Here is a 25,533-nt window from a genome sequence, read left to right as displayed (position 1 = left end):
CCGGGCCGCCGGTTTCCCTGGCCGGTCAGCTGCCCGCCGAGCCGCCCGACTCCTCGGGGTAGGGCGGAAGATCGCCGCCTTCCACGGCCTCCGCCTCGGATCCGCCGGGGGTTCCGGCCCCGGCTAACGCCGCCTCCGGCTCACCGCGGTCTCCGGACTGGTACCTCATCCCGGACTCGTCCGCGATCGGCAGCGGCGGCAGCGCCTCCACCGTGGGAACCGGCGGTTCCGGCGACTGGGACGGCGGCGGCGGCAGAGCCGACATCGATGCCGGCCCGCGTCTGGCCACCGGATCGAGCAGCGCCTGATAAGGGCCCACGGCCCGCTCCCCGATCCGGCGCAGCGCCGCCCACATCGTCACCTGATTGGCCGACAGGACCGGCATCCGCAGCTCCGCCTCGAGCTGCGGGATGACGTCGTAGGTCGGCAGGTTGGTACAGCTGATGAAGAGGGCGTCGACCGAGTCGACCACCGCCCGGCGCGCCATCTCGACGACATCGCGGTACGGCACTTTCCAGATGTGCCGGGTCAGCCCCAGGAAGGCGCAACCGGTAACGGAGATACCGCCCTCGTCGAGGTAGGCGTGGAGCGACCTGGTCACCGAGGAGGTGTACGGGGTCACCAGGGCGATGCGCTCCGCGCCGATCTCCCGGAGCGCTTCGAGCAGGGCCCCCGAGGTGGTGAGGGCCGGCATCTCGCCGGACTGCTCCATGGCCGCGCACATGGCCCGTTCGCCGGCGATCCCGCCGACGAAACTCCCCGAGGCGCAGGCGTAGGCGACGACCTCCGGCGCGACCGCGGTCAGCGCCTGGGTGGCCGCCCCGAGCGTCTCGTGTTCACTGACCAGCCGGGCGAGGTCCAGGCTCACCTCGACCGGCACGAAAGGTGTTCGGGTGAGGTGGAGAGACACCTCGTCAGGCACCCATCGCCAGAGCTCGCGGTCGAGTGCGAAATCAAACGGTGCAACTACGCCCACACCGCGTTGCGGGTGTGGACCGCCCAGGAAGGAGACGTCCATTTCAAGCCCCAATACAACGGAGGGCTGGCCGAGGCCACGGAGAAACGCAAGCCGGAACATGCCGGGACGCCGGGACGGATAGCCGGACAGATACCCGTATTGACGAAGGTAGTTTCCGCTCCCTAGCGTGGTCAATCCTTCCTCTCCGACCGCGCTGATCTCATCTCCGGACCGCGCTCAAACTCGCCGTATGAGCCGAGCGACCCTACGTTCGAAACGGTTGCCCCGCCCATGTCTGACAGCACCCTCCTCGTCTTCGGCAGCCCCGCTCCGCGCCTCGCCAGACTCGCGGGCCGGGTCGAGGTGCGCCACGCCGACGACTCCTCGCTCCCGGACCTCCTCCCCACCGCGGACGCCCTGCTGGTCTGGGACTTCACCTCGGACGCGGTCCGCTCCGCGTGGCCCGGGGCAGGCCCCCGGCCGCGCTGGGTGCACACCGCCAGCGCCGGTGTGGACCGGCTGCTCTGCCCCGAGCTGGTCTCCTCAGAGACCGTGCTGACCAACGCCCGCGGGGTCTTCGACCAACCCATCGCCGAATACGTCGCCGGACTGGTGATCGCGATGGCGAAGGACTTCCCCGGCAGCTGGGCGCTCCAGCGGCAGCGCCGCTGGCTGCACCGGGAGACCATGCGGCTGGGCGGCTCCCGGGCCGTGGTGGTCGGCTCCGGCCCGATCGGCCGGGCGATCGGCAGAACCCTGGCCGCGCTCGGTGTGGCGGTCGACCTCGTGGGGCGCACCGAGCGGACCGGGGACGCCGAGTTCGGCCGGGTGCACGGTGGGGCGGCCCTGCCGAAGCTGCTTCCGACCGCCGACTGGGTGGTCTGCGCCGCCCCGCTGACCGAGGAGAACCGCGGCATGTTCGACGCCGCAGCCTTCGCCCGGATGCGGCCCTCGGCCCGGTTCGTCAACATCGGGCGCGGTCCGCTGGTGGTCGAGGCGGACCTGGTCGAGGCCTTGCGCCGGGGGGCGCTCGCCGGCGCCGCGCTGGACGTCTTCGAGCAGGAGCCGCTCGCCCCGGACGACCCGCTCTGGGAGGTGCCCGGAGTGCTGGTCTCCCCGCACATGAGCGGGGACACGGTCGGCTGGAGGGATGACCTCGAGGAACAGTTCCTGGACAATTTCGACCGGTGGGCGGCGGGCGAACCACTGCTCAACGTGGTCGACAAGAGGCTCGGATACGTACCGGTGCAGTGAGCCGGGGCCGACCCGCCCCGACGACTTCGATGGAGGGCCACTTGACCGAGCTCAGTGATCTCACGGCGACACAGCTCCTGGCCGGCTACGCCGCCGGCAGCTTCTCCCCCGTCGAGGCGGTCCGGTCGGTGCTGGAGCGGACCGAGCGGATCGATCCGGCCGTCAACGCCTTCGTGCGGATCGACGCCGACCAGGCGCTGGCCCAGGCCGAGGAGTCGGAGCGGCGGTGGCACCGCGGGCGGCCGGCCGGCCCGGTCGACGGGGTGCCGGTGTCGGTGAAGGACATACTGCTCCAGCGCGGCGGGCCGACGCTGCGCGGTTCGCTCACCGTCTCGGCGGACGGGCCGTGGGACGAGGACGCGCCCGCGGTGGCCCGGCTGCGGGAGGCCGGGGCGGTCTTCCTCGGCAAGACCACCACTCCGGAGTTCGGATGGAAGGGGGTCACCGACAGCCCTCGGCACGGGGTGACCGGCAACCCCTACGACCCGAGCCGTACCGCCGGCGGTTCGAGCGGTGGCAGCGCCGCGGCGGTGGCGCTGGGCGCCGGGCCGCTGAGCCTGGGCACCGACGGTGGCGGCTCGGTGCGCATCCCCGGCTCGTTCAGCGGGATCTTCGCCCTGAAGCCCACCTACGGACGGGTGCCGCACTATCCGGCCAGCCCGTTCGGAACCCTGGCGCACGTGGGCCCGATGACCCGGGACGCCCTGGACGCGGCGCTGATGATGGACGTGGTCTGCGGACCCGACCACCGGGACTGGTCGCAACTCGCGCCGCCGGCCGGCGGTTTCCGGGAGGGCATCGGCGGCGGGGTGGCCGGGCTCCGGATCGCCTGCAGTGTCTCCTTCGGCGGGCGGGTGGCGGTCGATCCGGCGGTCGCCGCCGCGGTCCGGCGGGCCGCCGGACTGCTCGCCGGGCTGGGCGCCCAGGTGGTGGAGGCGGATCCGCCGATCGGCACCGACCTGCTGGAGTCCTTCCACACCCTGTGGTTCAGCGGAGCGGCCCGCGTCGTCCAGCACCTGGATGGCGCTCGGCGGCAGCTGCTCGATCCGGGGCTGCGCGAGATCTGCGAGCTCGGGGCCGCCTACAGCGCGCTGGACTACCTGGCCGCGGTGGACCGCCGGATGGCCCTGGGCCAGGCGATGGGCGCCTTCCACGACGACTACGACCTGCTGGTCACGCCGACGATGCCGTCCACCGCCTTCGAGGCCGGGGTGGAGGTGCCCGCCGGTTCCGGCGACACCAGGTGGACCGGCTGGACGCCGTTCAGCTATCCGTTCAACCTGACCCAGCAGCCCGCGGCGACCGTCCCCTGTGGAATGGCGGGCGGCGGGCCCGACGGCCCGGGGCTGCCGATCGGTGTGCAGCTGGTCGGACCCCGCCACTCGGACTCGCTGGTGCTGCGCGCGGCGCACGCCCTCTTCGAGGCGGGGGTGGCGGACTCGGTCCCCCGCCCCCCGCTGGTGACGGGCGCCGCGCACAGGGCGGGTCGGCGCCCGGTCACTCCCGCCGGAAGTTGAGGCTCTCCCCCAGCGCTCCGGCCCGCCAGAGGTCCTGACAGGCCTCGGCCATCCGGTCGAGGCCGTCGACGACGGTGCCCCAGACGATCCCCGGGACCCAACCGGCGTCGCCGTTGATCAGCAGGTTGTTCCGCTCGTAGAAGAGTGCCAGATCGACGACGGTGTTCCGGCCCTGGTGGGCGGCGTCCGACTCGTAACCGTAGGAGGCGGTGCCGAGTTGGGTGTCGGAGAAGGTGAAATAGCAGAGATCTCCCGGAATCGGAGTGATCGTGGGGTTCTCCAGCGGCGGCTCCTCGGGCGCGAACGGAGACACCAGGGTGTAGATCTCGTTGCGCGCGTACTTGGCGTGGTAGACATCACCGCCCAGCGGAAGCGCGTTCCACACGGCTTCGCAGGTGATCGGCGCACGCTCGAAGAGCAGTTTCGCGGTGCAGCTCACACCCCGCTTGTCGAGCGAGACCCGGATGAAGCGCTCCGGTGGTGACTGGTCGGCCATGTTCACCTCTCCTGTTCGCTGTTTCCGTACACAGGTCAATAGTGACGTAGCGGTCAATAGGGCAACACTCTCGTCAAGGGCCGGAAACGATCGGCATACCTGTGGCTCGGGCGGGTAGCCGCGCGCCCATGGCTCCACCACAGGGGAACGACGACATGGGAAGAGGGGTGCGCCGCCGCTCGCTGCTCGCGGGTGCGGCGGCTCTTGGTGCGATGGGCGCCGTCGGCTGTAGCCGGGTGTCCACCGCGGAGACGGGAAGCGGGGGAGATCTACTGGAGCGCCTGCGGGCGCAGCGCACGGTACGGCTCGGGCTCGCCGGCGAGCAGCCGTACAGCTACATCGGCCGGGACGGCAAGATGACCGGATCGGCGCCCACGATCGCCAAGCGCATCTTCGAACGGCTGGGCGTTCCCAACCTCCAGCCTTTCCCCACCGAGTTCAGCTCGCTGATCTCCGGGCTGAACTCCCAGCAGTTCGACGTGGTCGCCGCCGGGATGTACATCAATCCCGAGCGTTGCCAGCAGGTCATCTTCGCCGACCCCGAGTACCAGATGCTCGATGCCTTCATCGTGCCCAAGGGGAATCCGCTGAACCTGCGGACGTACAAGGACATCGCGGAGAGCGGGGCCAAGATGGCCACCGGCGTCGGATACGCCGAGATCGCGTACGCCAAGGAGGCCGGGGTCAAGAACATCACGACCCTGCCGGACCAGCTGGCCGGTCTCCTCAACGTCGAGCAGGGCCGGGTGGACGTCTTCGTCGGCACCGCGGTCACCGTGCGCAACGTGGTGCAGCAGTCCAAGAGCCGCAAGGTCGAGGCCACCCCCGAGGTCACCCCGCTGGTGGACGGCGAGCCCGTCATCGACGTCGGCGGGTTCGCGTTCCGGCCGGCGGAGACCAACCTGCGGGACGCCTTCAACCGTGAGCTGCACAAGATGAAGAAGAGCGGCGAGCTGCTCCGCATCATGCGTCCCTTCGGCTTCGGCGAGGAGCAGATGACGGAGATCACCGCAGAGGAGAAGTGCAGGCCATGAGTGAGATCACAGCAGGCCTGTGGGGGCTCCTGTTCCAGGGGCTCTGGGTCACCGTCCAGCTCACCGTCTACAGCGCCGCGCTCGGGGCCTTCGTGGCGTTCAGCGTGGGCATCGCCCGCACCCACCGTCTGAAGGTCGTGCGCTTCCTCTCCGGCCTCTACATGGAGATCTTCCGCGGAACCTCCGCGCTGGTCCTGATGTTCTGGCTGTTCTTCGTCCTTCCGGTCGCCTTCGGCTGGCAGTTGGTGCCGACCTGGGCCGCGGTGCTGGCGCTGGGCCTGTCCTACGGCGCCTACGGTTCGGAGATCGTCCGCGGCGCCGTCGCGGCGGTGGCTCCGGCACAGCGGGAAGCGGGCATCGCGCTCAGCTTCACCCCGTTCCAGCAGCTACGGAAGATCGTTCTGCCGCAGGCCTGGCCGGAAATGGTCCCGCCCTTCAACAACCTGCTGATCGAGTTGCTCAAGGGCACCGCACTGGTTTCGATCATGGGTGTCGGGGACATCGCCTTCGGCGCCTCGCTGGTCCGCAACGCGACCGGGCAGAGCGCGCCGGTCTACACGATCATCCTGCTGATGTACTTCGTCCTCGCCTTCGCCCTGACCCGTGGCATGCGTGTCGTGGAGCGGCACGCCAAGGCCGGGATCGGGCAGGCACCGGCGAGGGGCGAGGGCCCGTTGCAGAAGCTCAGCCTCCGGCAGCAGACCGAGACGTCGGGCGACTTCTCCCGCTCTGGAGGTAACTGATGAACTGGGATTGGTCCGCCGTCGGCGATTTCATGCCGCGGTTCTGGGACGGCGTGCTGGTCACGCTGGAGGCCCTGCTGCTCGGCTCGCTGGTCGCCTTCTCGCTCGGCCTGGTCTGGGCGCTGGCCCAGCGCTCCGAGCTGAAGGTGGTGCGCTGGCCGGTGACCGCCTTCACCGAGTTCGTGCGCAACACCCCGCTGCTGGTCCAGCTCTTCTTCCTGTTCTATGTGCTGCCGGAGTGGAACCTCACGTTCTCCCCGTTGACCACGGGCGTGATCGGTCTCGGGCTGCACTACTCGACGTACACCGCGGAGGTCTACCGCGCCGGTATCGACGGCGTGCCGCGGGGCCAGTGGGAGGCGGCCACCGCCCTCAGCCTGCCGCGGGTCCGCACCTGGAGCGCGGTGATCCTGCCGCAGGCGATCCGGCGGGTGGTCCCGGCGCTCGGCAACTACGTCATCGCGATGCTGAAGGACTCCCCGATGATCGCCACCATCGGTGTTCTGGAGATGTTGGGCGAAGCCCGGCAGTTCGGCTCCCAGACCTTCGTGATGACCGAGCCCATCACGGTGGTCGGCATCGCCTTCATCCTCATCGCCTACCCGGCTTCCCTCCTCATGCGAGCCCTGGAGCGTCGTCTTGTCCGCTGACAGCAACACCCCATCGACCGAGCACAGCAACCCGACCGTCGACGGCAGCGAGCTGATCCGGTTCGACGGCGTGACCAAGCGCTTCGGCAGCAACGTCGTCCTGGACAACCTGGACTTCACCGTCTCCTCCGGGAAGCACGTCACCCTCATCGGCCCGTCCGGATCGGGGAAGACCACCATCCTGCGGCTGCTGATGACCCTCCTCAAGCCCGACGAGGGAACCATCCGGGTGGACGGCCAGTACCTCACCCACGAGGAGAAGGGCGGCAAGCTCAGCCCGGCCGGCGAGCGGCACACCCGCGAGGTGCGCAAGAAGATCGGGATGGTCTTCCAGCAGTTCAACCTCTTCCCCAACATGAACGTGCTGCGCAACATCACCGAGGCGCCGGTGCACGTCCTCGGCCTGAGCAAGGACGAGGCGGAGGAGCGCGCCCGGGAGCTGCTGGAGCTGGTGGACCTCGGCGACCGCTGCGACGCCTACCCGACGCAGCTCTCCGGCGGCCAGCAGCAGCGGGTGGCGATCGCCAGGGCGCTGGCGATGCGCCCGCAGGTGCTGCTCCTGGACGAGGTGACCTCCGCGCTCGACCCGGAGCTGGTCGCCGGGGTGCTGGACGTCCTCCGGGACATCGCCCACACCACCGACATCACCATGCTGTGTGTGACCCACGAGATGAATTTCGCCCGGGACATCTCCGACGACGTGCTGATGTTCGACGCCGGCCGGGTCATCGAGTCCGGGCCGCCGGAGAAGATCTTCACCGACCCCGAGCACCAGCGGACCCGCGAGTTCCTCAGCGCCGTCCTCTGAGCGCCGCCCACTGCGCCCTCCGGTGGGCGCCGAGCGCCGGACCCCCCGGTGCCGGCGAGGCGGATTCCGGCATATGCCAATCCTGCGCGCCCCGGTCGAGCCGACCGGGGCGCGCAGCTGTTCTGTTCAACTCTCTCTCACCAAAGGGCCCTTGGCCGTTATCGTGGACTTCCAGCCGAGCCCCGAGCGCGCGTCGGGCCCACCGGAGCGCCCGCCACGCGCGAGCGTGGCGAACCACGCAAACGGTCATACCTGCAAGGGGGACAACCGTGGCGCAGAACCCGGAGCCGATCGCGCCGTCCCGCTCCGTGCAGCGGGCGCTCCGCGTACTGGAAACGGTGGCCCGGCACGGCGACGGGGTCCGGGCGGAGCGGATCGCCCAGGAGACCGGCCTGCCGGAGGAGCAGCTCGCCCGGATCCTGCCGATGCTCAGCCGCGAGGGGTACATCGCCCGGACCGCCGATGACGGCTACGTGGTGGGCGAGACCCTGCTGCTCCTCGGCTCCGGCGCGAACCACCGGCGGGCGCTGAAGGACAAACTCCAGAAGACCCTCCGGGAGCTGCGCGACACGGTGGGAGCGGCGGTCTACATCAGCCACTACGTCGACGGCGAGTTCAGGATCACCCAGTACGCGGACGGGCCCAGCGCCCCGAAGGTCAACGAGTGGGTGGACTTCCGTTACGCCGCACACGCCAGCGCCGCGGGAAAGTGCCTGCTCAGCCAGTTGGACCACGACGCGCGCCGGGACCATCTGGCCCGGCACCGGACCGCCCGGTTCACCTCCCGGACGATCACGGACGAGAAGGTGCTGCTGAGCAAACTGGAGAACCAGCCGCCCACGGTGCCGGTCCTCGACCTGCAGGAGTACGCGGTCGGCACGGTCTGCGCCGCGGTGCCCATCACGGCCGGGAAGTCCGTCGGGAGCATAGCCCTGTCACTGCCCGTCCGACACGCCCACCGGCTGCGGCAGGCCGCCGACACCCTCAACCGGAGAGCGACGCCGCTGCTGCTCTCCCTGGCCATCTGAGGGCCGGGGCCCAGCGCCGGGGCCGGGGCCCCGGAAGACCTGCGGTCGTGGTCGGAAGCACCCTCGGGGAGCGGGTATGATTTCCTGGTCAGTAGGCGCCGCTAGCTCAGTTGGTTAGAGCAGCTGACTCTTAATCAGCGGGTCCGGGGTTCGAGTCCCTGGCGGCGCACCAGCGATCAAGTGGCTGACCTGGGCGTTCTCGGTATCCGAGGGCGCCCTTTCGCATGTGGCGGACCACCGTGGTGGGCAGCCGTCCCCCCTCTGTCGTGCGTACGGCGGTGACCGCGCCCGGGCACCCGCTGTCCCTCGACGGATCGGCGCGCCCCCGGCGGCAGGCTGTGCGGTCGCCGTCGCCGAGGAGGCGGACGAGACTGGGATCCAGCTCCCGTACATCTCCAGAGGGACGGATGAAGCGCGACAGTGAGTCTGGGCACAGCTCCTCGGCGAGGTGGCGCCGACTGCTGCCCCCGGGGGTTATCTGCTGCGCGATCCTCATCGCGGTCGCCTCGTCGAACAGCGTCAGCGTGTTCCCCCTGCTCGCGGCCGCCCCGGTGGTCGCCGCCCCGCTGCTCTCCCTGGCCGGCACCATCGCCACCGGGGCGGCCGTGATGCTCGCCGGGCTGCTCCTGGTCACCGTCTACGGCGGCCCGTACGACATCACCCACAACGTCGCGCTGACCAGCATGATCCTCCTGACCGCCCTGGCCGCCGGGATCAACCGGATCATCGCGCACGACCGGCGGCAGCTGAAGACCGCCCGCGAGGTCGCGGAGACCGTCCAGCGGGCCGTCCTCCCGACTCCGCCCGACCACATCGGGCCGCTGCTCGTGGCTGCCCGGTACCAGGCCGCCGAGAGGGAGGCCGCCATCGGCGGGGACCTCTACGCCGTCCAGGAGGGTCCGTACGGCGCCCGGCTGATGCTGGCGGACGTCCGCGGCCACGGGGTGGGGGCCGTGCGAATCGTCAACGGACTGCTCGGGGCCTTCTTCGAAGCCGCCATCCGGGTGCCCGAGCTGCCCCGCGTGGTGGACCAGCTGGAGCAGAAGATGCGGCGGATGAACGCCGACCTGGGTGGCCCGCGGGGGGCCGAGACGTTCGCCACGGCCGTCATCGCCGAGATCCCGCCCGACTGCTGCACGGTGCGGATGGCGAACCTGGGGCATCCTCCGCCGCTCCTGGTCGAGGGCGGCCGGGTGCGGTGCCTGGAGCCGGGGTCGCCGTCGCTGCCGCTCGGCCTGGCCGACCTTTCCGTGCCGAACGCCCCCGAGATCCCCGTCGACCGGTTCGACCTGCCGGCCGGCGCCACCCTGCTGCTCTTCACCGACGGCCTCACCGAGGCCCGCGACCCGCGCGGCGCCTTCTACGATCCCGCCCCCGTGCTGTCGCGCCCCGCTCCGCCGGGCCCGGGCGGGCTGCTGAGCGCCCTCGTCGCCGATCTGCGGCGGTACACCGGGGGCCGGCAGGAGGACGACATCGCGCTGCTGGCCCTGACCCGCACCGCGGAACCGGACCGCCCACCGGAGCGGGCGGCCACCGAGCCGGACGCCCGCTCCTGACCGTCCGCCGGACACACCGGTACGCCCGCGGCGCCGGCCGCACTCGGCAGGGAGCGGCCGGGTTTCCTGAGGGCACCACCCCCGGCCGGCCCGGTGCCTACGCTGTTCGGGAGGCGCCTGGCGCGCCGTGTCGGGCACCGGGGAGAGGCGGAGTGGATGTCCGAGAGCCGGAAGGCGGCGGCGCTGAAGAGCCGTTTCGGGGAGATCGCCCAGTCCGCCCTGCCGCTCTACCTGACCATGATCGCGGCTTCCACCGGTTCCCTGGTCGACACCGCTCTGCTCGGCCACCACTCGACGGACTCACTGGCGGCGCTCACCGTGACGCTCGCCGTCTTCAGCCCCGCCACCGCCACCGTCTCCGGCGCGCTGCGCGGCCTCATCCCCTTCGTGAGCGGCAAGGCGGCGGGGGGTCCCGAAGGGATACTGCCCGCAGTGCGGAACGGGATGTGGCTCGCCGTCGTCGTCGGGGGGCTGGGCGGCGCGGCCGTGGCCTCGGTGCCGCTGGTCGCCGCGCTCGGCGGTGTCCCCGAGTCGACGCGGAGCCAACTGGGCGCGCTGCCCATCCTGCTGGCCCTAGCGGTGGTCGCCTCCGCCTGGTCCTCCGCGGCCGGCGCGGTCCTCATCGGCCTGGGGCGCGGCAGACTCGTCATGCGGGCGGGGCTGTCCGGCACGGCGGTGGCGGTGGGGCTGTCCCCCGTGCTGGTGGCCGGGCTCGGACCGGCGCCCCGACTGGGGCTCACCGGAGCCGGTGTGGCGATGCTCGCCTCCTGCCTGGTGAGCGCGGTGCTCGCCCAGTCGGCGCTGCGGAGGAGGACCGTCCTGGCCGGGCACTCGCTCCGGCTCGGCCGACCGAACCTCCCGGAGGCCCTGCGGCTGGCCAGGGTCGGCATCCCGCTGGCGGGGACGGTGCTCGTCAAGTTCGCCGTCCTGGGGGTGCTGGCGTTCGCGGCGGCCCGGATCGGGACCGCGGAGGCCGCGGTCCAGAGCATCTGCGTCTCGCTGAGCAACCTGATCTTCACCGCGGCGGTGGCGGTCGGTCAGGCGACCGTCCCCCCGGTGGCCGCCGCGGCCGAGGAGGGGGACGTGGTGGCGGTTCGGCGTTCGGTGCTGGCCGGAGCCGCCGTCGCGCTGAGCGCGGTGGCCGTGCTGGGCACCACCGCGGTGCTGCTGCGGAGCGAGGTCTTCACCGTCTTCACCTCCGACTCCGAGGTCCGCGGGCGGGCGGTGGCACTGCTGCCGCTGGTACTGACGGTGGTGGTCGCGGACGCCCTGCAGGCCGTCTCCGGATTCGGGCTCATCGGCATCAAGCGGACGCTGCCGAGCCTGCTCTCCTTCACCTGCTGCTACGGGGCGCTCGCGCTGGTGGCGGTACCCGCCGGGTCGGCCGGCGGACTGCCGGGGCTGTGGACCGCGCTCGCCTGCGCCAACCTGCTGCTGGTCGCGGGGCAGTCGATCGCCTTCCACGTCAACAGCGGCCGACTGGGCTCCGCGGCACCGGCCGCGTCCCCGGCCTGAGCGGCCGCTCCGCCGGAGAAACGTCCGCCCTGCCTGAGGACCCCTCAGGCAGGGCGGACGGGACCGCTTCCGGCAGGCAGGACGCCTGATGGCGCGCCCGGGGGAAGCCACGCGGACCAGGCGTTCACCCCCGGAAGAGCGGCCCCCAGTTACAGGATTGAGGGTATTTTGGAAGTCACTTCCATGTCAAACTCGATACCGAATTTCTGGATCCACACGGCCTCCGAGGGGAGGCCCGGCTGTGGTCACCCGGCGCCAACCTCGGAGAAGACCTGGGACATCTCATCGAAGAGCTTCGCGAACAGGTCTTCGAGCGGCTGCTCCCCACCCGCCCTCGCCCAGGCCAGCAGCACCTCCGCCACCATCGAGCCCAGCACGCCCACCAGCACCCGGACCACCAGGTCGTCCGGCTCGCACCCCATCCTGCGCGCGAGGAAGTCCGCCATGAAGTCCGACTCGTCGCGCTGGTGCTGCGGGAGCCTGGAACGGAGGGCGGGCACCCGGTCGATCAACTGCAGGCGCGTCAGCAATTCCTCTTGGTCCGCGACGAGGCTCGTCCGACAGAACTCGGTAATGCCGTTGCGGACCGCTACCAGGAGGGGCTCGTCCTCCGGGCGGGAAGTGATCGCCTCTCTCAGCGGCACATCGTATTCATCAGCGAAGACGACATGCTCCTTGGATGGAAAGTATCGAAAGAACGTGGTATTCGCGACTTCTGCCGCTTCGGCGATCTGCTCGACCGTGGTCTTGTCGTAGCCCCTTTCCGTAAACAGCCGGAGAGCCTCCTGCCTGATAGTCATGCGGACCCGCATTCTCTTGCGTTCGCGCAGACCAGGGGCTGACGACATGACAGCAAACCTCTCGTGTCAGAACTTGATCGGCCGCGCTCGTAAGCGCGGCCGATCAGAGTCTCATTTGTTCAAGCTAGGTGCCTGAATCCACCGGAGCGACCTCCTCCGCTCGGCTGGCTTCGGCCTCGCTGCCGCTTTTCTCGGATAGCAACACGAAGACCGTCAAGGCTCCAAGGAAAGCCATAGTACTACAGGCTAGCGAAAGAGATTCCATGCCATCTGTGAAGGCCTTGTAAGCGACACTCCGCAGCGGTTCGCCCGCGGCCCCCATTTTGTCGGCGACGGCGGCGGCCGCGGCCACCGAGTCCTCCACCGGGCCGCGGACCTCGGCCGGCATCCCGCTCACCACCTCCCTGACCCCGCTCGAGTAGGTCGAGGCGAGCATGCTGCCCAGGACGGCGATGCCCAGGGCGCCGCCCACCTGCCGCAGCGCGGTGGTCAGCGCGGTGCCCCGCCCGGTCTGGTCCGCCGGCAGGGCGTCCATCACGAGGTCCACCGACGGCGGGAGCGAGATGCCGAGCCCCAGCCCCAGGACGACGAACGACAGGGCCGCGTAGGTGTATCCGCTGTCCGACGAGATGCCCGCCATGACCGCCATACCGACGCCGAGGACCCCGAGCCCGCCCACCAGCACCCAGCGCACCCCGACCAACTTCACCAGGGCGTCGCTGACGCCCGCGCCCACCATGTAGGCCAGCACCAGCGGGAGGAGTCTCACCCCGGTGCCGAGCGCGGACGTGCCCAGCACCACCTGCAGGTACTGCGGGGTGACGAACAGGATCCCGTACAGGACGAAGGAGAGAACGGTCAGAACGATGGTGGCGACGGAGAAGTTCCGGTTCCAGAAGAGCGCGAGGTCGATCAGGGCCTCCCGGGCACGCTGCTCCCAGAGGACGAACGCCACCAGGAACAGCAGACCGACCGTGATGGAACCAAGGATGACACCGTCACCCCAGCCCCGGTCGGCACCCTCGATGATCCCGTAGAGCAGGCTGCACAGACCGACGGTGGACAGCACCCCGCCGACCAGGTCGACGCGCGGCCTGGTCTCGTCTCGGGACTCCGGCAGCAGAACCGCCGCGCAGAGCACCCCCACGACGAGCACCGGCACGTTGATCAGGAAGACCGAACCCCACCAGTAGTGCTCAAGCAGGTAACCGCCGAGGATCGGCCCCAGCGGCAGGCCGATGACCGTGCCCGTCGACCAGATGGCGATCGCCTTGCCGCGCTCCTCCTTCGGGAACATCGCGGGCAGGATCGACAGGCTCAGCGGTGTGACGATCGCCGCACCGACGCCCAGCAGACCGCGGGCCCAGATGAGTTCGGCGGCCCCCGGCGACCAGGCGCAGAGCGCCGAGGCGGCGCCGAACACCAGCAGGCCGATGATGATCAGCTTCTTACGACCGAAGCGGTCGCCCAGCACCCCGGCCGGCAGCAGCAGCCCCGCGAAGACGAGCGTGTACGAGTCGGCGATCCACTGCAGATCCTGGTTGGTGGCTCCCAGGTCCGTGGCGAGGGTCGGTAGGGCCACGTTCAGGATCGTGATGTCCAACCCGATGACCAGCAGGCTCAGCACCAGGGCACTCAGTGCCCACCAGCGCTTCGGGTAAGGCGCCTTCACGGCATCGCCGCGGTCCATGTCCGCCTCCTCGCCGACGGTCGGGCCCTGAGGCCATTCTTGATACTCACTAACCATTTAGACAGGATGCCATTTGGAAGCGACATCCAAAAGTCGGTAACCGCCGAGATCGCCGTGGCTCAGTCCCTGATCTCGCAGATCGCCGCTCCCGACGCGACCGATGCGCCGGCTCGGGCGCTCAGGCCCTTGACCGTGCCGCTCCGGTGGGCGTTCAGCGGCTGCTCCATCTTCATCGCCTCCAGGACGACCACCAGGTCACCCTCCTCGACCTCCTGGCCGTCCTCGACGAGGACCTTGACGATGGTTCCCTGCATCGGCGAGGAGAGGATGTCGCCGCCCGCGCCGGAGCCGGAGCGGCGAACCGAGCGGCGCTTCCTCCGGGCGTCGGCCGGCGGCCCGCCGCGGCCCGACGACGCCCCGAAGCTGGCGGGCAGTGAGACCTCAAGGCGCTTGCCGGCCACCTCGACGACGACCGTCTCGCGTCCCGGCCCCTCCCCCGCCTCCGTCTCCGCCGGGGCGGTGAACGGCTCGATGTCGTTGGCGAACTCGGTCTCGATCCAACGGGTGTGCACCGTGAACGGCGCGTCAGATCCGTTGAGTTCGGGGGCGAACGCCGGATCCCGCACCACCGCGCGATGGAACGGGAGCGCGGTCGCCATGCCCTCGACGGTGAACTCCTCCAAGGCGCGGGCGGCGCGTTGCAAGGCCTCGGTACGGGTCCGGCCGGTCACCACCAGCTTGGCCAGCAGCGAGTCCCAGGCCGGGCCGATGACGCTGCCGGACTCGACACCACTGTCCAGCCGCACGCCCGGACCGGTCGGCGGGGAGAACCGGGTGACCGTACCGGGGGCCGGCAGGAAGCCGCGGCCCGGATCCTCACCGTTGATCCGGAACTCGAAGGAGTGACCGCGGTGGACCGGGTCGTCATAGCCGAGTTCCGCGCCGTCGGCGATGCGGAACTGCTCACGCACCAGATCGATGCCGGTGACCTCCTCGGTGACCGGATGCTCCACCTGCAACCGGGTGTTGACCTCCAGGAAGGAGATCGTGCCGTCCACCGCGACGAGGAACTCGACGGTGCCGGCGCCGACGTAGCCGGCCTCCCGGAGGACGGCCTTCGAGGCCCGGTACAACTCGGCGGTCTGCGCGGCGGTGAGGAAGGGGGCCGGCGCCTCCTCCACCAGCTTCTGGTGGCGCCGCTGCAGGGAGCAGTCCCGGGTGGAGACCACGACCACGTTGCCGTGGGCGTCGGCCAGGCACTGCGTCTCCACATGCCGCGGTCTGGTCAGGTACCGCTCCACGAAGCACTCGCCGCGCCCGAAGGAGGCCACCGCCTCGCGGACCGCGGACTCGTACAGTTCGGGGACCTCCTCCAGGGTGTGAGCGACCTTCAGCCCCCGCCCCCCGCCGCCGAAGGCGGCCTTGATGGCGATCGGCAACCCGTGCTCCTCGGCGAAGGCCACCGCCTCCGCCGCGCCGGAGACCGGGTCCGGGGTGCCCGCCACCAGCGGAGCGCCGGCGCGCTGCGCGAGACGCCGGGCGGCGACCTTGTCGCCCAGGTCCCTGATGGCCTGTGGCGGCGGCCCGATCCAGGTCAACCCGGCGTCGAGGACGGCCTCGGCGAAGTCGGCGTTCTCCGACAGGAACCCGTAGCCGGGGTGGATCGCATCCGCCCCGGAGTCGCTCGCGGCCCGCAACACCTTGTCGATGTCGAGGTAGCTGTCGGCGGGGGTGCCGCCGCCGAGAGCGAACGACTCGTCCGCGGCACGGACGTGGACGGCGTCCCGGTCCGGGTCCGCGTACACGGCCACGCTCGCGATGCCGGCGTCCCGGCAGGCCCGGGCCACCCGGACCGCGATCTCGCCACGGTTGGCGATGAGTACCTTGCGCACGATGGCTCCCCATCCTCGGCCCCGAACGGGGCGGATCGTCGTTCACACACTCGCTTCAGTGACCGCTTTCGGAAGCCCGGCGGGCGAGGGCAGCGCGGTCGAGCTTCCCCGACAGGGTCAGCGGCAGTCGGGCGACCTGGAGCAGTCGGGCGGGGACCAGGTGCCGGGGCAGAAGGCCCGCCAGCCGGTGGCCGAGCGTGCTCGCCAACTCCCCACTCCCCATCGCGTCGGCGGAGGCCTCGGGGAGGAAGCAACCGACCAGCACCGGATCGCCGTTGGGCGAGTCGGTCACCACCACGGCGCACTCGCGCACCTCCGGCTGGTCGGCGAGGACCGCCTCGATCTCGCCGAGTTCGATCCGGAACCCGCGGATCTTCACCTGGTCGTCGCGCCGCCCCAGGTATTCGAAGCCGCCGTCGGACCGTTCGATCGCGTAGTCCCCGCTGCGGTACCAGAGCCGGTCCTCGCCCAGCGCCTGGTGGCGGACGAACCGCCGGGAGGTGAGCTCGGGCCGCCCCAGGTACCCCTCCGCCACACTCGGCCCCGCGATGTGCATCTCCCCGGGGACGCCGGGCGGCACCGGGCGCCCGTCCTCCATCAGCGCGATGCTGAGATGGGGCAGCGGCTCCCCGATGGGGGTCCCCACGGAGGGGGCCCGCAGCGCCTCCGGAGTGAGCCTGGCCACCGTGGCGTGCACGGTGATCTCCGTGATGCCGTACATGTTGAACAGTTCCGCCCGGGGCGCGACACCGAGCCGGTACCAGTTCAGCAAGGTCCGCGGAGTGATCGCCTCTCCCCCGAAGACCACGTACCGCAGGTCCGGCAGGGGCACGGGGTCGGCCGAGAGCGCGCGCACCAGGAAGCCGAAGACGGAGGGGACCTGGCTGAGCACGGTGACCCGCTGTTCGGCCAGGAAGGTGGCGAAGCGCCGGGAGTCGGTGGCCGCCTCCTGCGGGACCACCGCGACCCTGCCACCCGACAGCAGGGCCCCCCAGATCTCCCAGACGCTGAAGTCGAAGCTGTGCGAGTGGAAGAACGACCACACGTCGTCCGCCCCCACCTCGTACGTCTTCGAGCACGCCTCCAGGAGGGCCAGCACATGGCTGTGGCGGATGACGACCCCCTTGGGATCGCCGGTCGAACCCGATGTGTGGATCACATAGGCGGTGTCGTCCGGGACGGGCGCCGCCGGCCCGGCCGCACCGCCCCCCGCGGTGACCAGCAGTCCGCCGCCCTCCCCCTCGACGACCGTGTGCCGGAGCCCGACGTCCGCGACGATGTACTCCTGGCGGGCCTGCGGATAGCGCGGGTCGATGGGGACGTAACCGGAGCCGTGGCGCCAGATGCCCAGAATCCCCGCGACCACTCGCCAGCCCCGCCCGAGCTTCAGTCCGACCAGGCCGCCGGGTTCCACCCCCGCGCCGGCGAGTTCTTCCGCGACACCGCCGGCGGCCTCCCAGAGCTCGCGGTAGCTCACCGACCGGCCCGCGTCGACCACCGCCACCGCGTCGGGGTGTTCGGCGACCTGTTGGCGGAACAGTTCGTCCAGGCGACGGAAGCCGGTCGCCCTCTCCGGCATCGCATCCGACATGATCGGGAAGTTCCTTCCTCCGGCTCCCGGGGAGCCGGATCGAGTCGTTGTTCTGCGGCCGTCCACCGGCTGTCCTCCGCGCAGCGGCCGGGGCGCGGTCAACGTCCCGGGCCGGAGGCCCCGCGCCAGCCCCGCATGGGCAGCAGCGTGGACCGCAGCAGCCCCGTACGTGCGGCGCGGGTCCATCCGGACGCCTCGGCCACGACCCCGCGGTCGGCTGCGGGACGACCGGCGGACGCCACCACCAGGCACGCCATCACGGCGGCCAGTTCCTCTGGGGTGGGGTCGCCGCGCACGACGTTCACCGAGGCGAGGTGGTTCGGGGGCACCACCGGTGACGGCTCGGCGCCCCCGGGGGCCCGCACCGGCGGCCCTCCGGTCCGATCGCCGCCGATGTCTCCTCCGGCGGTCACAGCGGCAGGTTTCCGTGCTTCTTCGGAAGTCCGGTCACCCGTTTGGTGCGCAGGGTGCTCAGGGCGGCCTTCACCTGTTCACGCGTCTGGGACGGGAGGATGACCGCGTCCACGTATCCGCGTTCGGCGGCCATGTACGGGTTGCAGAGCTCCTTCTCGTACTCCCGGCGCAGCCGGGTGCTCTCCGCATCCGGGTCCTCGGCCCCCTCGATGGCGCGGCGGTACAACACCCGGACGGCGCCCTCCCCGCCCATGACGGCGATCTGCGCGGTGGGCCAGGCGAAGTTGACGTCGATGCCCAGGTGTTTGGAGCCCATCACCCCGTATCCGCCGCCGAACGCCTTGCGGGTCACCACCGTCACGGTCGGCACACTGGCCTCCGCGTACGCGTAGACCAGCTTGGCGCCGCGCCGGATGATGCCCATGCGTTCCTGCTCGGTGCCCGGCATGAACCCCGGCACGTCGACGAAGGTCAGGATCGGGATGCTGAAGGCGTCGCAGAAACGGACGAAACGCGCCGCCTTCTCACTGGCGTTGATGTCCAGCACGCCGGCCATCCGCAGCGGCTGGTTGGCGACCACCCCGACGGTGCGGCCGTCGATCCGGGCCAGGCCGCAGATGATGTTGGGGGCGTAGAGCGGCTGCACCTCCAGCAGTTCGCCGCCGTCCACCACGCGTGAGACGACCTCGTGCATGTCGTAGGGCTGGTTGGGGTCGTCGGGGACGATGGCGTCCAGCGTCAGCGCCTCCGCCTCCTGCCGCGGATCGGTCTCCGGGGCGTACACCGGCGGGTCGTCGAGGTTGTTGGACGGCAGGTAGGAGAGCAGGTCCCGGACGTACTCGAAGGCCTCCTTCTCGTCGGCGGCCAGGTAGTGGGCGTTGCCGGACACCGTGTTGTGGGTGTGGGCGCCGCCCAGCTCCTCGTGGCTGACCACCTGTCCCGTGACCGTCTCCAGCACGTCCGGTCCGGTGACGAACATGTGGGAGGTGCGGTCCGTCATGACGACGAAGTCCGTGATGGCCGGGGAGTACACCGCTCCGCCCGCGCACGGCCCCATCATCAGGGAGATCTGCGGGATGACGCCCGACGCCTCGACATGGCGCCGGACGAGTTCCGCGTAGTAGGCGAGGGAGACGACGCCTTCCTGGATCCGGGCGCCGCCGGAGTCGTTGATGCCGATGATCGGGCACCCGGTGCGGATGGCGAGGTCCATCACCTTGACGATCTTCTCGCCGTACACCTCGCCCAGACTCCCCCCGAACACGGTGAAGTCCTGGGCGAAGACGAAGACCTTCCGCCCGCCCACCGTGCCGTGGCCGGTGATGACGCCGTCGCCGTACGGGCGCCGCTGTTCCATGCCGAATCCGTGGCAGCGGTGCCGGGCCAGGGCGTCGAACTCGACGAAGGACCCCTCGTCCAGGAGTTCGGTGATCCGTTCCCGCGCGGTCAGCTTCCCGCGGGCGTGCTGCCTCTCGACGGCCGCCGGGGAGGAGGCTTCCGCCGCTTCCCGCTGGCGCCGCTTGAAGTCCTCGATACGGTCGGCGGTGGTGACGGGGCCGAGGTCGTCGCTCATCGCGGGCCTCCTTCGGTCGGGGCCGGGTTCGAGCCGGCGAGCGCGGCCCTGAGGTCGGCCAGGAACGCGCCGGCGACGGCGTCGGCGTGCTCCGTCAGGTAGAAGTGGCGTCCGGGGTAGTGGCGGACGGTCACCGGACCGGTGGTCTCCTGCTGCCATCCCTCCAGCCCCTGACGCTCCGTGAAGGGGTCGGACACGCCGCCGAACACCGACATCGGCAGGTCGAGCGGCGGCTCCTCCCGGTAGCTGTAGCCCTCCACCACCTGGAAGTCGGCACGGAGCGTGGGCAGCACCAGGCTCAGCAGGTCCGGCTCGTCCAGCACGTCCTGCGGCATTCCGCCGAGACGTCGCACCACGGTGAGGAACTCCGCGTCGCTCAGGGTGGTGTACCGACCGTGCGGGAGGCGGTCGCGCGGCGACGACCAGCCGGAGACGCCGAGCGCCACCGGCGCTCTCTCGCCGAGGCGGCGCAGTTCGCGAGCCAGCTCGAAGGAGAGCAGCGCTCCCATGCTGTGCCCGAACAGCGCGAAGGGCCGGTCCGACAGATCGTCCCGCAGCGCGGACGCGAGGGAGCGGCAGAGCGCCGCGCAGTCGACCGCCGGCGGCTCGGCCATCCTGTCCTGCCGCCCGGGCAACTGGACGGCGCGGAGCTCCACCGAGGCGGGCAGCCGATCGGCCCAGGCGCGGTAGAAGGCCGCTCCGCCGCCGGCGAACGGCAGCGCGTAGAGCAGGACGGCGGCCTGTGGTCTGGGCCGGAAACACCGGAACCAGCGGGCGGACCGCTCGGCCGCTATGTGGGTGCGCAAGGTCATCGCGCCTCCCGGGTCCGTGCGGAGCCGGTGATCTCCCGCATCCGCTCGGCGAGGGTGTCGACGTGCGGTGGGTTGAGCAGCGTGAGGTGGTTCCCGGGGGTGTCCACGATCCGCAGGTCCGGAAGGTGCTCGTCCCAGCCGAGCGTCCGGTCGCTCCGGTAGAACTCGGGGTCGTTGAGGTGCGGCGGCATGGGTTCGAGACCGATGAACAGGTGCACCGGACCGCTGTAGTCACCGGGCCGGTAGGCGCGGATCATGTCCCGGACCCGCTGTACGTCCTCGACGGTGCTCCGCAGGATGCCCATGCCGAGGCCGCCCCCGAGGGACGCGTCGACCCGCTGGTAGAGCATCTCCAACTGCTCGTCGGGGGCGAGACCGCGCAGTTCCTCCTCGGTGAGCGGGATCTCCTTGCCGAAGACCAGCTCGAAGACGTGGGCGAAGTGCGCGGTGCGGTAGGCGAGCAGGTCCTCCGGCGTGACGTCCTTGGGCACGGCGCCGGCCAGCGAGGATTCGAACATCGTCACCGCCTCGACCTTCTCACCCGCCTCGGTGAGCTGCCGGGCGACTTCGAAGGCCACCAGTCCGCCGAAGGAGAGGCCGCCGAGCCTGTAGGGGCCGTGCGGAACGAACTGCCGGATGGCCTCCGCGTAGTGGGCGGCCAGTTCCTCGACCGTGCCGAAGCGGTGCAGTGCGGGCGTCTCCAGCATGTGGACCGGGGTGTCCGCGCCGAGTCGTTCCGCGAGGAACTGGTAGACGAGCAGGTTGCCCCCGGAGGGGTGGACGAGGAACAGCGGCGGTTCCTCACCGGCGGCTTGCAGGGTCACCACGGACGAGCGCCCCGGGCCTTCGGCCTCCGCTCTCAGGACGGCCGCCAGTTCGGCCACCGTGGGCTGGTTCAGGAGCACGGCCAGGTCGATGTCGCGGTTGAAATGCCGCTGTAGGCGGGAGATCACCCGCATCGCCACGAGTGAGTGCCCGCCGAGCGAGAAGAAGTCGTCGGTGACACCGACGGGTCGGATCCCGAGCACCTCCTCCCAGACCCGGGCCACCACCAGTTCCGTGGTGTCCCGCGGGGCGGTGATCTCCCGCCCCGGGCCCCGGCCCGAGCCACGCAGGGAGCCGAGCGGCCCCCGAGCGGTCCGCCCGTCGCGGGTGAGCGGCAGGTCGGCGACGACCAGGTAGTCGCCCGGTACCGCGTGGGACGGCAGTCGCCGTTCGGCCAGGGTCTGCAGTTCGCCGAGGAGCCTGGTGTCATGGCGTTGGGCCAACGGGTCGTTGGCCACCCGCCCCTCCACCGGCGGCAGGCCCTCGGCGTGGGCACGCCACTGGCCGGCCCGGGCCTCGGGGGCTGCGGCAGGCGAGCCGTTCCGCACGAAGAGGGCGTCCAGGGTGGCGGGCGCCTCGCCCAGCAGCAGGTCCACCTGATAGCCGGCGCGTTCGGCGGCCTCGTGGAGGGCTTCCGGGTCCACACCGGCCTCCCGGGAGACCCGTTCGGCCAGGCCGCCCGCGGTCGCCGGGGCTGCGTCGCGGTCCAGCAGTTCCACGGCGGCGACCATGTCCCGCACCCGGGCGTCGGGGACACCGCCGATCAGCAGGGTGTCCGGCTCCTCCGCCAGCAGCCCCGCCAACGCGTCGGGCTCCCCGATGTCCGAGGCCCAGTCGAGCACCCGGCCGGCCCGGCCCGACTCGCCCCCGGCCGGTTCGATGAGCACGTCGTACCGGTAGCAGGTCAGTTCGTTGCGGGCCCGTCCGCGCTTGGCGGCGACCCGCGCGACCGCGCCGGGGGCCAGCTGCGCGGCGTAACCGCGGAAGAACCCGGGGCTGAGTACGAGCTCCTCCTCCAGCCGGGCGCGGGAACGCGCGGCGAGCCACAGTTCCGGTGCCGGGTGGTCGGCCGGACGGTCGGCGAGCTGCATCGACAGGTGCATGGCGCGGAGGGTGTCGAGGTTCCGGACGTCGCCGACGAAGATCCGACCGCCCGGCCGCAGCGCGCGGACGGCCCCGTCGAGCACCCGCCGCAGGTACGCCTCGTCCGGGAAGTACTGGACGACGGAGTTGATGACGACCAGGTCGAAGCGGCCGGAGGGGATCCCGGTGAGGTCGTCCGCCTGCTGCTCCCGCAGGGTGACCCGGCTGTCCGCGTAGGCGGGCGCCCGGAGTTGCTCGCGCACGTAGTCGAGGGCCGCGGGTGACAGGTCGGTGGCCCAGTACTCCTCGCACTCCCGGGCCAGCGGCAGCAGGAACATGCCCGTGCCGCAGCCGATCTCAAGGACGCTGGAGGCCCGCAGTCCGCGCAACTGCTCCAGAGTCGCGGTGCGCCACTCACGCATCTCGTCCTCGGGGATAGCGCCACCGGTGAAGCTGCTGTTCCAGCCCACGGTGTTGAACTCGGCCTCGCCCGTGCCGTTCTGGTCGGCGTAGGTGTGCTCGTAGAGCTGGCGCCACTGGTGCACCTGCTCGTCGGCGTCCGCTCCGGAGGATCCCTCGTGGTCCGGTACGACGTACGCCGTGAGGCCGTCGTCGTCCCCACCGACCGTGCAGGCGGCCACCGCCGGGTGGGTGCGGAGGAGTTCCGCCACGGCCGCCGGATCCACCGCGCGACCGGCGACAGTCAGCCTCTCGCCGACCCGGCCGAGCACCTCCAGTCCGCCTGACTCGGTCCACCGGGCCAGGTCCCCGGTGCGGTACATCCTCTCCGGAGCGTCCTGGAAGAAGGGGTCGGGTCGGTAGCGCTCGACGGTCAACGCCGGACGGTCGAGGTAGCCGGGGGAGAGACCGGGGCCGGCCAGGTGGAGTTCCCCGGCGACGCCGCACGGCAGCGGGCTGCCGCCCGCGCCGAGGACGTAGGCGCGGCGCCCGCCGACCGGCCGCCCCTCGGTGGCGCCCTCCGGGGTGACCCGGCCGAGCACCGCCGCACCGGCCGTCTCGGCTGATCCGTACAGCGAGAACACCCGCCGGCCGGTGTCCCGGGCCCAGGCGGCGGCCACGGGCGCCGGGCAGTGTTCCCCGGTGACGATCACGGTACGCAGGGCCCCAGCCGGGCCCTCGGGGTCCAGGGCGCCGAGCAGCGTGGGGGTGAGGACGGCGCAGCTGACGCCGTACTCGGCCACCTGGGCCTCGATCGCCGCGGTGACGGCCGAGGAGGACTCCGCGGCCGAACCGGTGGGCAGGACGAACCGGGCCCCGGCGCGCAGTCCGGCCAGCACGGTGAGCAGGTACAGGTAGGAGTCGGCGGGGGCGTGGAGCAGGACGGTGTCGTCCGGCCTGAGGTGGAGCTCTTCCCGGTGCACGCCGCCCGTCGCGGTCAGGGAACGGTGGTCGAGCGGCACCGCTTTCGGTCCGTCCTCGGCGCCGGAGGTGAAGGCGACGTAGGCGAGCGCCGTCTCCACCGGGGCGGGGGGCCGCACCGGGGAGTCGACGGGCGCCGGGAGGGCGCCAGCCTCCGGGTCGAGCAGCAGCAGTTCGTGGCCGGTGTCGGCGAGGGCCTCGGCGGTCTCGGGATCGGCCACCATCAGGCCGGGGCGTGCGGCCTCGGCCAGGTGGAGCAGGTCGGCGGCCGGGCGCGCCGGGTCCAGGGGCGCCGGGGCGGCCCCGGCGCGCCATACGGCGAGGAGGGCGGTCAGAGCGTCGACGGGATCCCGCAGGCAGAGTGCGACCACGGTGTTCTCCGCGGCGCCCCGCTCCCGCAGCCGGGCGGCCAACCGCTCCACCCCGGTGTCCAGTTGCCCCCAGCTGAGCGAGCGCGCGCCGTGTGTCACCGCGACGGCGTCCGGCCGGTGTGCCCCGTGCTCCGCGCACTCCTGCCCGACCGGCCACGGGGCCTCGTCCGCTCGCCCGCCGCCCGGGCCGACCAGTGCGGTCCACTCCTCCGGGGTGAGCATCGGCAGGTCGGCCAACCGTCGCCCGGGGTCGCCCGCCAGCTCGCCCAGGAGGGTTTTCAGGTGTCCGAGCAGCCGGCCGGCCATCGTGTCCGGCAGCCACGAGGCGTCGTACATCGCCCGCAGCAGGATGCGGTCACCGGGCACCACGGTCAGCGTGAGCGGGAAGCTGGTCCGGGTGAAGTAGACGGGGTCGGCAACCTCCAGGTCCGCGAACCGCTCCCACAGCAACGACAGGTCGAGCGCGTTCTGCACCACCTGGACGCTCTCGAAGAGCTCCGTGCCGTGCGGTACGTCGCTCCATTCCTGGATGCGGGTGAGCGGTACGTGCTCGTGCGCGCGGGCCGCGACCGACTTCGCCTGCACCTCGTCGAGCCACTCGCCCACGTGTGCTGCGGGGTCGACCCGGACCCGGATGGGCAGCGTGTTGACGAAGAGGCCGACCATCTCCTCGGAGCCCTCAAGCTCGGGAGGACGGCCGGAGGAGACGGTGCCGAAGACCGCCTCGGGCGTACCGGCGTAGCGGGAGAGCAGCAGCGCCCACGCCGCCTGCACCAGGGTGTTGAGCGTCAGGCGGCGCTCCCGGAGCAGGTCGGTCAGGCGCGAGCTCTCCCGTGCGCCGAGTTCGACGGCCGCGACCTGCTGCTCGCCGAGCCCCGCGCGGTGCGCGGCGTCCGCCACGGGGAGCGGGGTCGGCCCGGTGACCCCCTTGAGCTCGCGCCGCCAGTAGGCCTCCGCGCTGTCCGGGTCCTTCGCGCGCAACCAGTCCACATAGGCCCGGAAGGGCCGCGCCGAGGGCAGGTCGACGGGCTTGCCCTCGCGCATGGCGGTGTAGGCGGCGGCGACCTCCTTGAGGACGACCCCGGTGGACCAGCCGTCCAGGACGAGGTGGTGAACGCTGACCACGAAACGGTGCCGCCGGTCGTCCAGCCGCGCCAGGTAGAAGCGCATCAGCGGCGGGGCGGCCAGGTCGAAGCCGCGCTCGCGGTCGTCCCGCAGCAGACGCCGTTCGCGCTCCACCAGTTCCTCGGCGGAGAGCCCGCTCCAGTCGAGCGTCTCGAACTCCACCGGTGCTTCCCGGTGGACCATCTGCAGTGGCTTGTCGAGGCGTTCCCAGACGAAGGAGCTGCGCAGCACCGGGTGCCTGCCGACCACCACCTGCCAGGCAGATCGCAGCGCCTCCTCGTCCAGGTCACCGACGTAGGTGTGGGCGAGTTGTTGCGCGTACATCGAGCTGCGCGGGTTCTGCAGGGTGTAGAACAGGAGCCCTTCCTGCATCGGGGAGAGTACGTAGATGTCCTCGACATCATGGGCAGTCATGGAT

19 protein-coding genes and 1 tRNA gene are annotated in these 25,533 nt (G+C 71.4%); 10 read left to right on the top strand and 10 right to left on the bottom strand.

The window, feature by feature from the left end:
- Window positions 1-25: 25 nt before the first annotated feature.
- A complete protein-coding gene (locus BGP73_RS00585) occupies window positions 26-1,018 on the bottom strand; it encodes a maleate cis-trans isomerase family protein (protein WP_069811203.1) in 993 nt (330 codons plus the stop codon).
- 231 nt (window positions 1,019-1,249) lie between these two features.
- On the opposite strand from BGP73_RS00585, the gene BGP73_RS00580 reads away from it, so the two are divergent.
- Window positions 1,250-2,212, top strand: coding sequence for a D-2-hydroxyacid dehydrogenase (locus tag BGP73_RS00580; protein WP_069811201.1), 963 nt, complete (start codon window positions 1,250-1,252; stop codon window positions 2,210-2,212).
- A 41-nt stretch (window positions 2,213-2,253) separates the two neighbouring features.
- Window positions 2,254-3,729, top strand: a complete 1,476-nt coding sequence (locus BGP73_RS00575; RefSeq protein WP_107473921.1) for an amidase — start codon at window positions 2,254-2,256, stop codon at window positions 3,727-3,729.
- Here the strand turns inward: BGP73_RS00575 and BGP73_RS00570 are convergent.
- Window positions 3,710-4,225: a DUF3830 family protein gene (locus tag BGP73_RS00570; RefSeq protein ID WP_069811198.1), complete on the bottom strand. Its 516-nt coding sequence runs from the start codon at window positions 4,223-4,225 to the stop codon at window positions 3,710-3,712. The genes BGP73_RS00575 and BGP73_RS00570 overlap by 20 nt on opposite strands.
- Before the next feature lie 128 nt (window positions 4,226-4,353).
- Here BGP73_RS00570 and ehuB point away from each other — a divergent pair, with 128 nt between their 5' ends.
- The 8 genes from ehuB (at window position 4,354) to BGP73_RS00530 (ending at window position 11,559) form a co-directional block, all read left to right on the top strand.
- Window positions 4,354-5,259 carry an ectoine/hydroxyectoine ABC transporter substrate-binding protein EhuB gene (gene ehuB, locus BGP73_RS00565; protein ID WP_069811196.1) on the top strand — a complete coding sequence of 302 codons (906 nt, stop codon included), beginning with the start codon at window positions 4,354-4,356 and terminating at the stop codon, window positions 5,257-5,259.
- A complete protein-coding gene (gene ehuC, locus BGP73_RS00560; protein WP_069812017.1) occupies window positions 5,256-6,002 on the top strand; it encodes an ectoine/hydroxyectoine ABC transporter permease subunit EhuC in 747 nt (248 codons plus the stop codon). Before ehuB ends, ehuC begins: the two co-directional genes overlap by 4 nt.
- Window positions 6,002-6,652 (top strand): ectoine/hydroxyectoine ABC transporter permease subunit EhuD, encoded by a 651-nt coding sequence (ehuD, locus tag BGP73_RS00555; RefSeq protein ID WP_069811194.1) that lies wholly within the window; start codon window positions 6,002-6,004, stop codon window positions 6,650-6,652. The genes ehuC and ehuD overlap by 1 nt, the downstream gene beginning before the upstream one ends.
- Entirely contained in the window at window positions 6,642-7,460 is an 819-nt protein-coding gene (gene ehuA, locus BGP73_RS00550) for an ectoine/hydroxyectoine ABC transporter ATP-binding protein EhuA (RefSeq protein WP_069811192.1), read from the top strand. Before ehuD ends, ehuA begins: the two co-directional genes overlap by 11 nt.
- A 269-nt stretch (window positions 7,461-7,729) precedes the next feature.
- Entirely contained in the window at window positions 7,730-8,488 is a 759-nt protein-coding gene (locus BGP73_RS00545) for an IclR family transcriptional regulator (RefSeq protein ID WP_069811190.1), read from the top strand.
- A gap of 95 nt (window positions 8,489-8,583) precedes the next feature.
- Window positions 8,584-8,660, top strand: a tRNA-Lys gene (locus BGP73_RS00540).
- A gap of 235 nt (window positions 8,661-8,895) precedes the next feature.
- On the top strand, window positions 8,896-10,044 hold the full coding sequence (locus BGP73_RS00535; protein WP_069811188.1) for a PP2C family protein-serine/threonine phosphatase: 1,149 nt from the start codon (window positions 8,896-8,898) through the stop codon (window positions 10,042-10,044).
- 156 nt (window positions 10,045-10,200) lie between these two features.
- Window positions 10,201-11,559 carry an MATE family efflux transporter gene (locus BGP73_RS00530; protein ID WP_069811186.1) on the top strand — a complete coding sequence of 453 codons (1,359 nt, stop codon included), beginning with the start codon at window positions 10,201-10,203 and terminating at the stop codon, window positions 11,557-11,559.
- A gap of 245 nt (window positions 11,560-11,804) precedes the next feature.
- Here BGP73_RS00530 and BGP73_RS00525 read toward each other — a convergent pair whose 3' ends face one another.
- The 8 genes from BGP73_RS00525 to BGP73_RS00490 all read right to left on the bottom strand — a co-directional run bounded on the left by BGP73_RS00525 (window position 11,805) and on the right by BGP73_RS00490 (window position 25,529).
- On the bottom strand, window positions 11,805-12,359 hold the full coding sequence (locus BGP73_RS00525; RefSeq protein ID WP_170837721.1) for an acyl-CoA-like ligand-binding transcription factor: 555 nt from the start codon (window positions 12,357-12,359) through the stop codon (window positions 11,805-11,807).
- Between the two features lie 124 nt (window positions 12,360-12,483).
- On the bottom strand, window positions 12,484-14,049 hold the full coding sequence (locus BGP73_RS00520) for a DHA2 family efflux MFS transporter permease subunit (protein WP_069811182.1): 1,566 nt from the start codon (window positions 14,047-14,049) through the stop codon (window positions 12,484-12,486).
- 119 nt (window positions 14,050-14,168) lie between these two features.
- Entirely contained in the window at window positions 14,169-15,941 is a 1,773-nt protein-coding gene (locus BGP73_RS00515) for an acetyl/propionyl/methylcrotonyl-CoA carboxylase subunit alpha (RefSeq protein WP_069811181.1), read from the bottom strand.
- Window positions 15,942-15,996: 55 nt separating this feature from the next.
- Complete coding sequence (locus BGP73_RS00510; RefSeq protein WP_244501035.1) at window positions 15,997-17,532, bottom strand: amino acid adenylation domain-containing protein; 1,536 nt, start codon at window positions 17,530-17,532, stop codon at window positions 15,997-15,999.
- A 98-nt stretch (window positions 17,533-17,630) separates the two neighbouring features.
- Window positions 17,631-17,945 carry an acyl-CoA carboxylase subunit epsilon gene (locus BGP73_RS00505; protein WP_069811179.1) on the bottom strand — a complete coding sequence of 105 codons (315 nt, stop codon included), beginning with the start codon at window positions 17,943-17,945 and terminating at the stop codon, window positions 17,631-17,633.
- Window positions 17,942-19,519: an acyl-CoA carboxylase subunit beta gene (locus BGP73_RS00500; RefSeq protein ID WP_069811177.1), complete on the bottom strand. Its 1,578-nt coding sequence runs from the start codon at window positions 19,517-19,519 to the stop codon at window positions 17,942-17,944. The genes BGP73_RS00505 and BGP73_RS00500 overlap by 4 nt, the downstream gene beginning before the upstream one ends.
- Complete coding sequence (locus tag BGP73_RS00495) at window positions 19,516-20,331, bottom strand: thioesterase II family protein (RefSeq protein ID WP_069811175.1); 816 nt, start codon at window positions 20,329-20,331, stop codon at window positions 19,516-19,518. The genes BGP73_RS00500 and BGP73_RS00495 overlap by 4 nt, the downstream gene beginning before the upstream one ends.
- Window positions 20,328-25,529, bottom strand: a complete 5,202-nt coding sequence (locus BGP73_RS00490) for a thioesterase domain-containing protein (RefSeq protein WP_069811173.1) — start codon at window positions 25,527-25,529, stop codon at window positions 20,328-20,330. Before BGP73_RS00490 ends, BGP73_RS00495 begins: the two co-directional genes overlap by 4 nt.
- Between the last annotated feature and the right edge of the window lie 4 nt (window positions 25,530-25,533).

Origin of the sequence: Streptomyces sp. TP-A0874, from assembly GCF_001748085.1 — a bacterium.
GTDB lineage: Bacteria > Actinomycetota > Actinomycetes > Streptomycetales > Streptomycetaceae > Streptomyces.
This window is presented reverse-complemented; position numbering and strand designations above follow the sequence as displayed.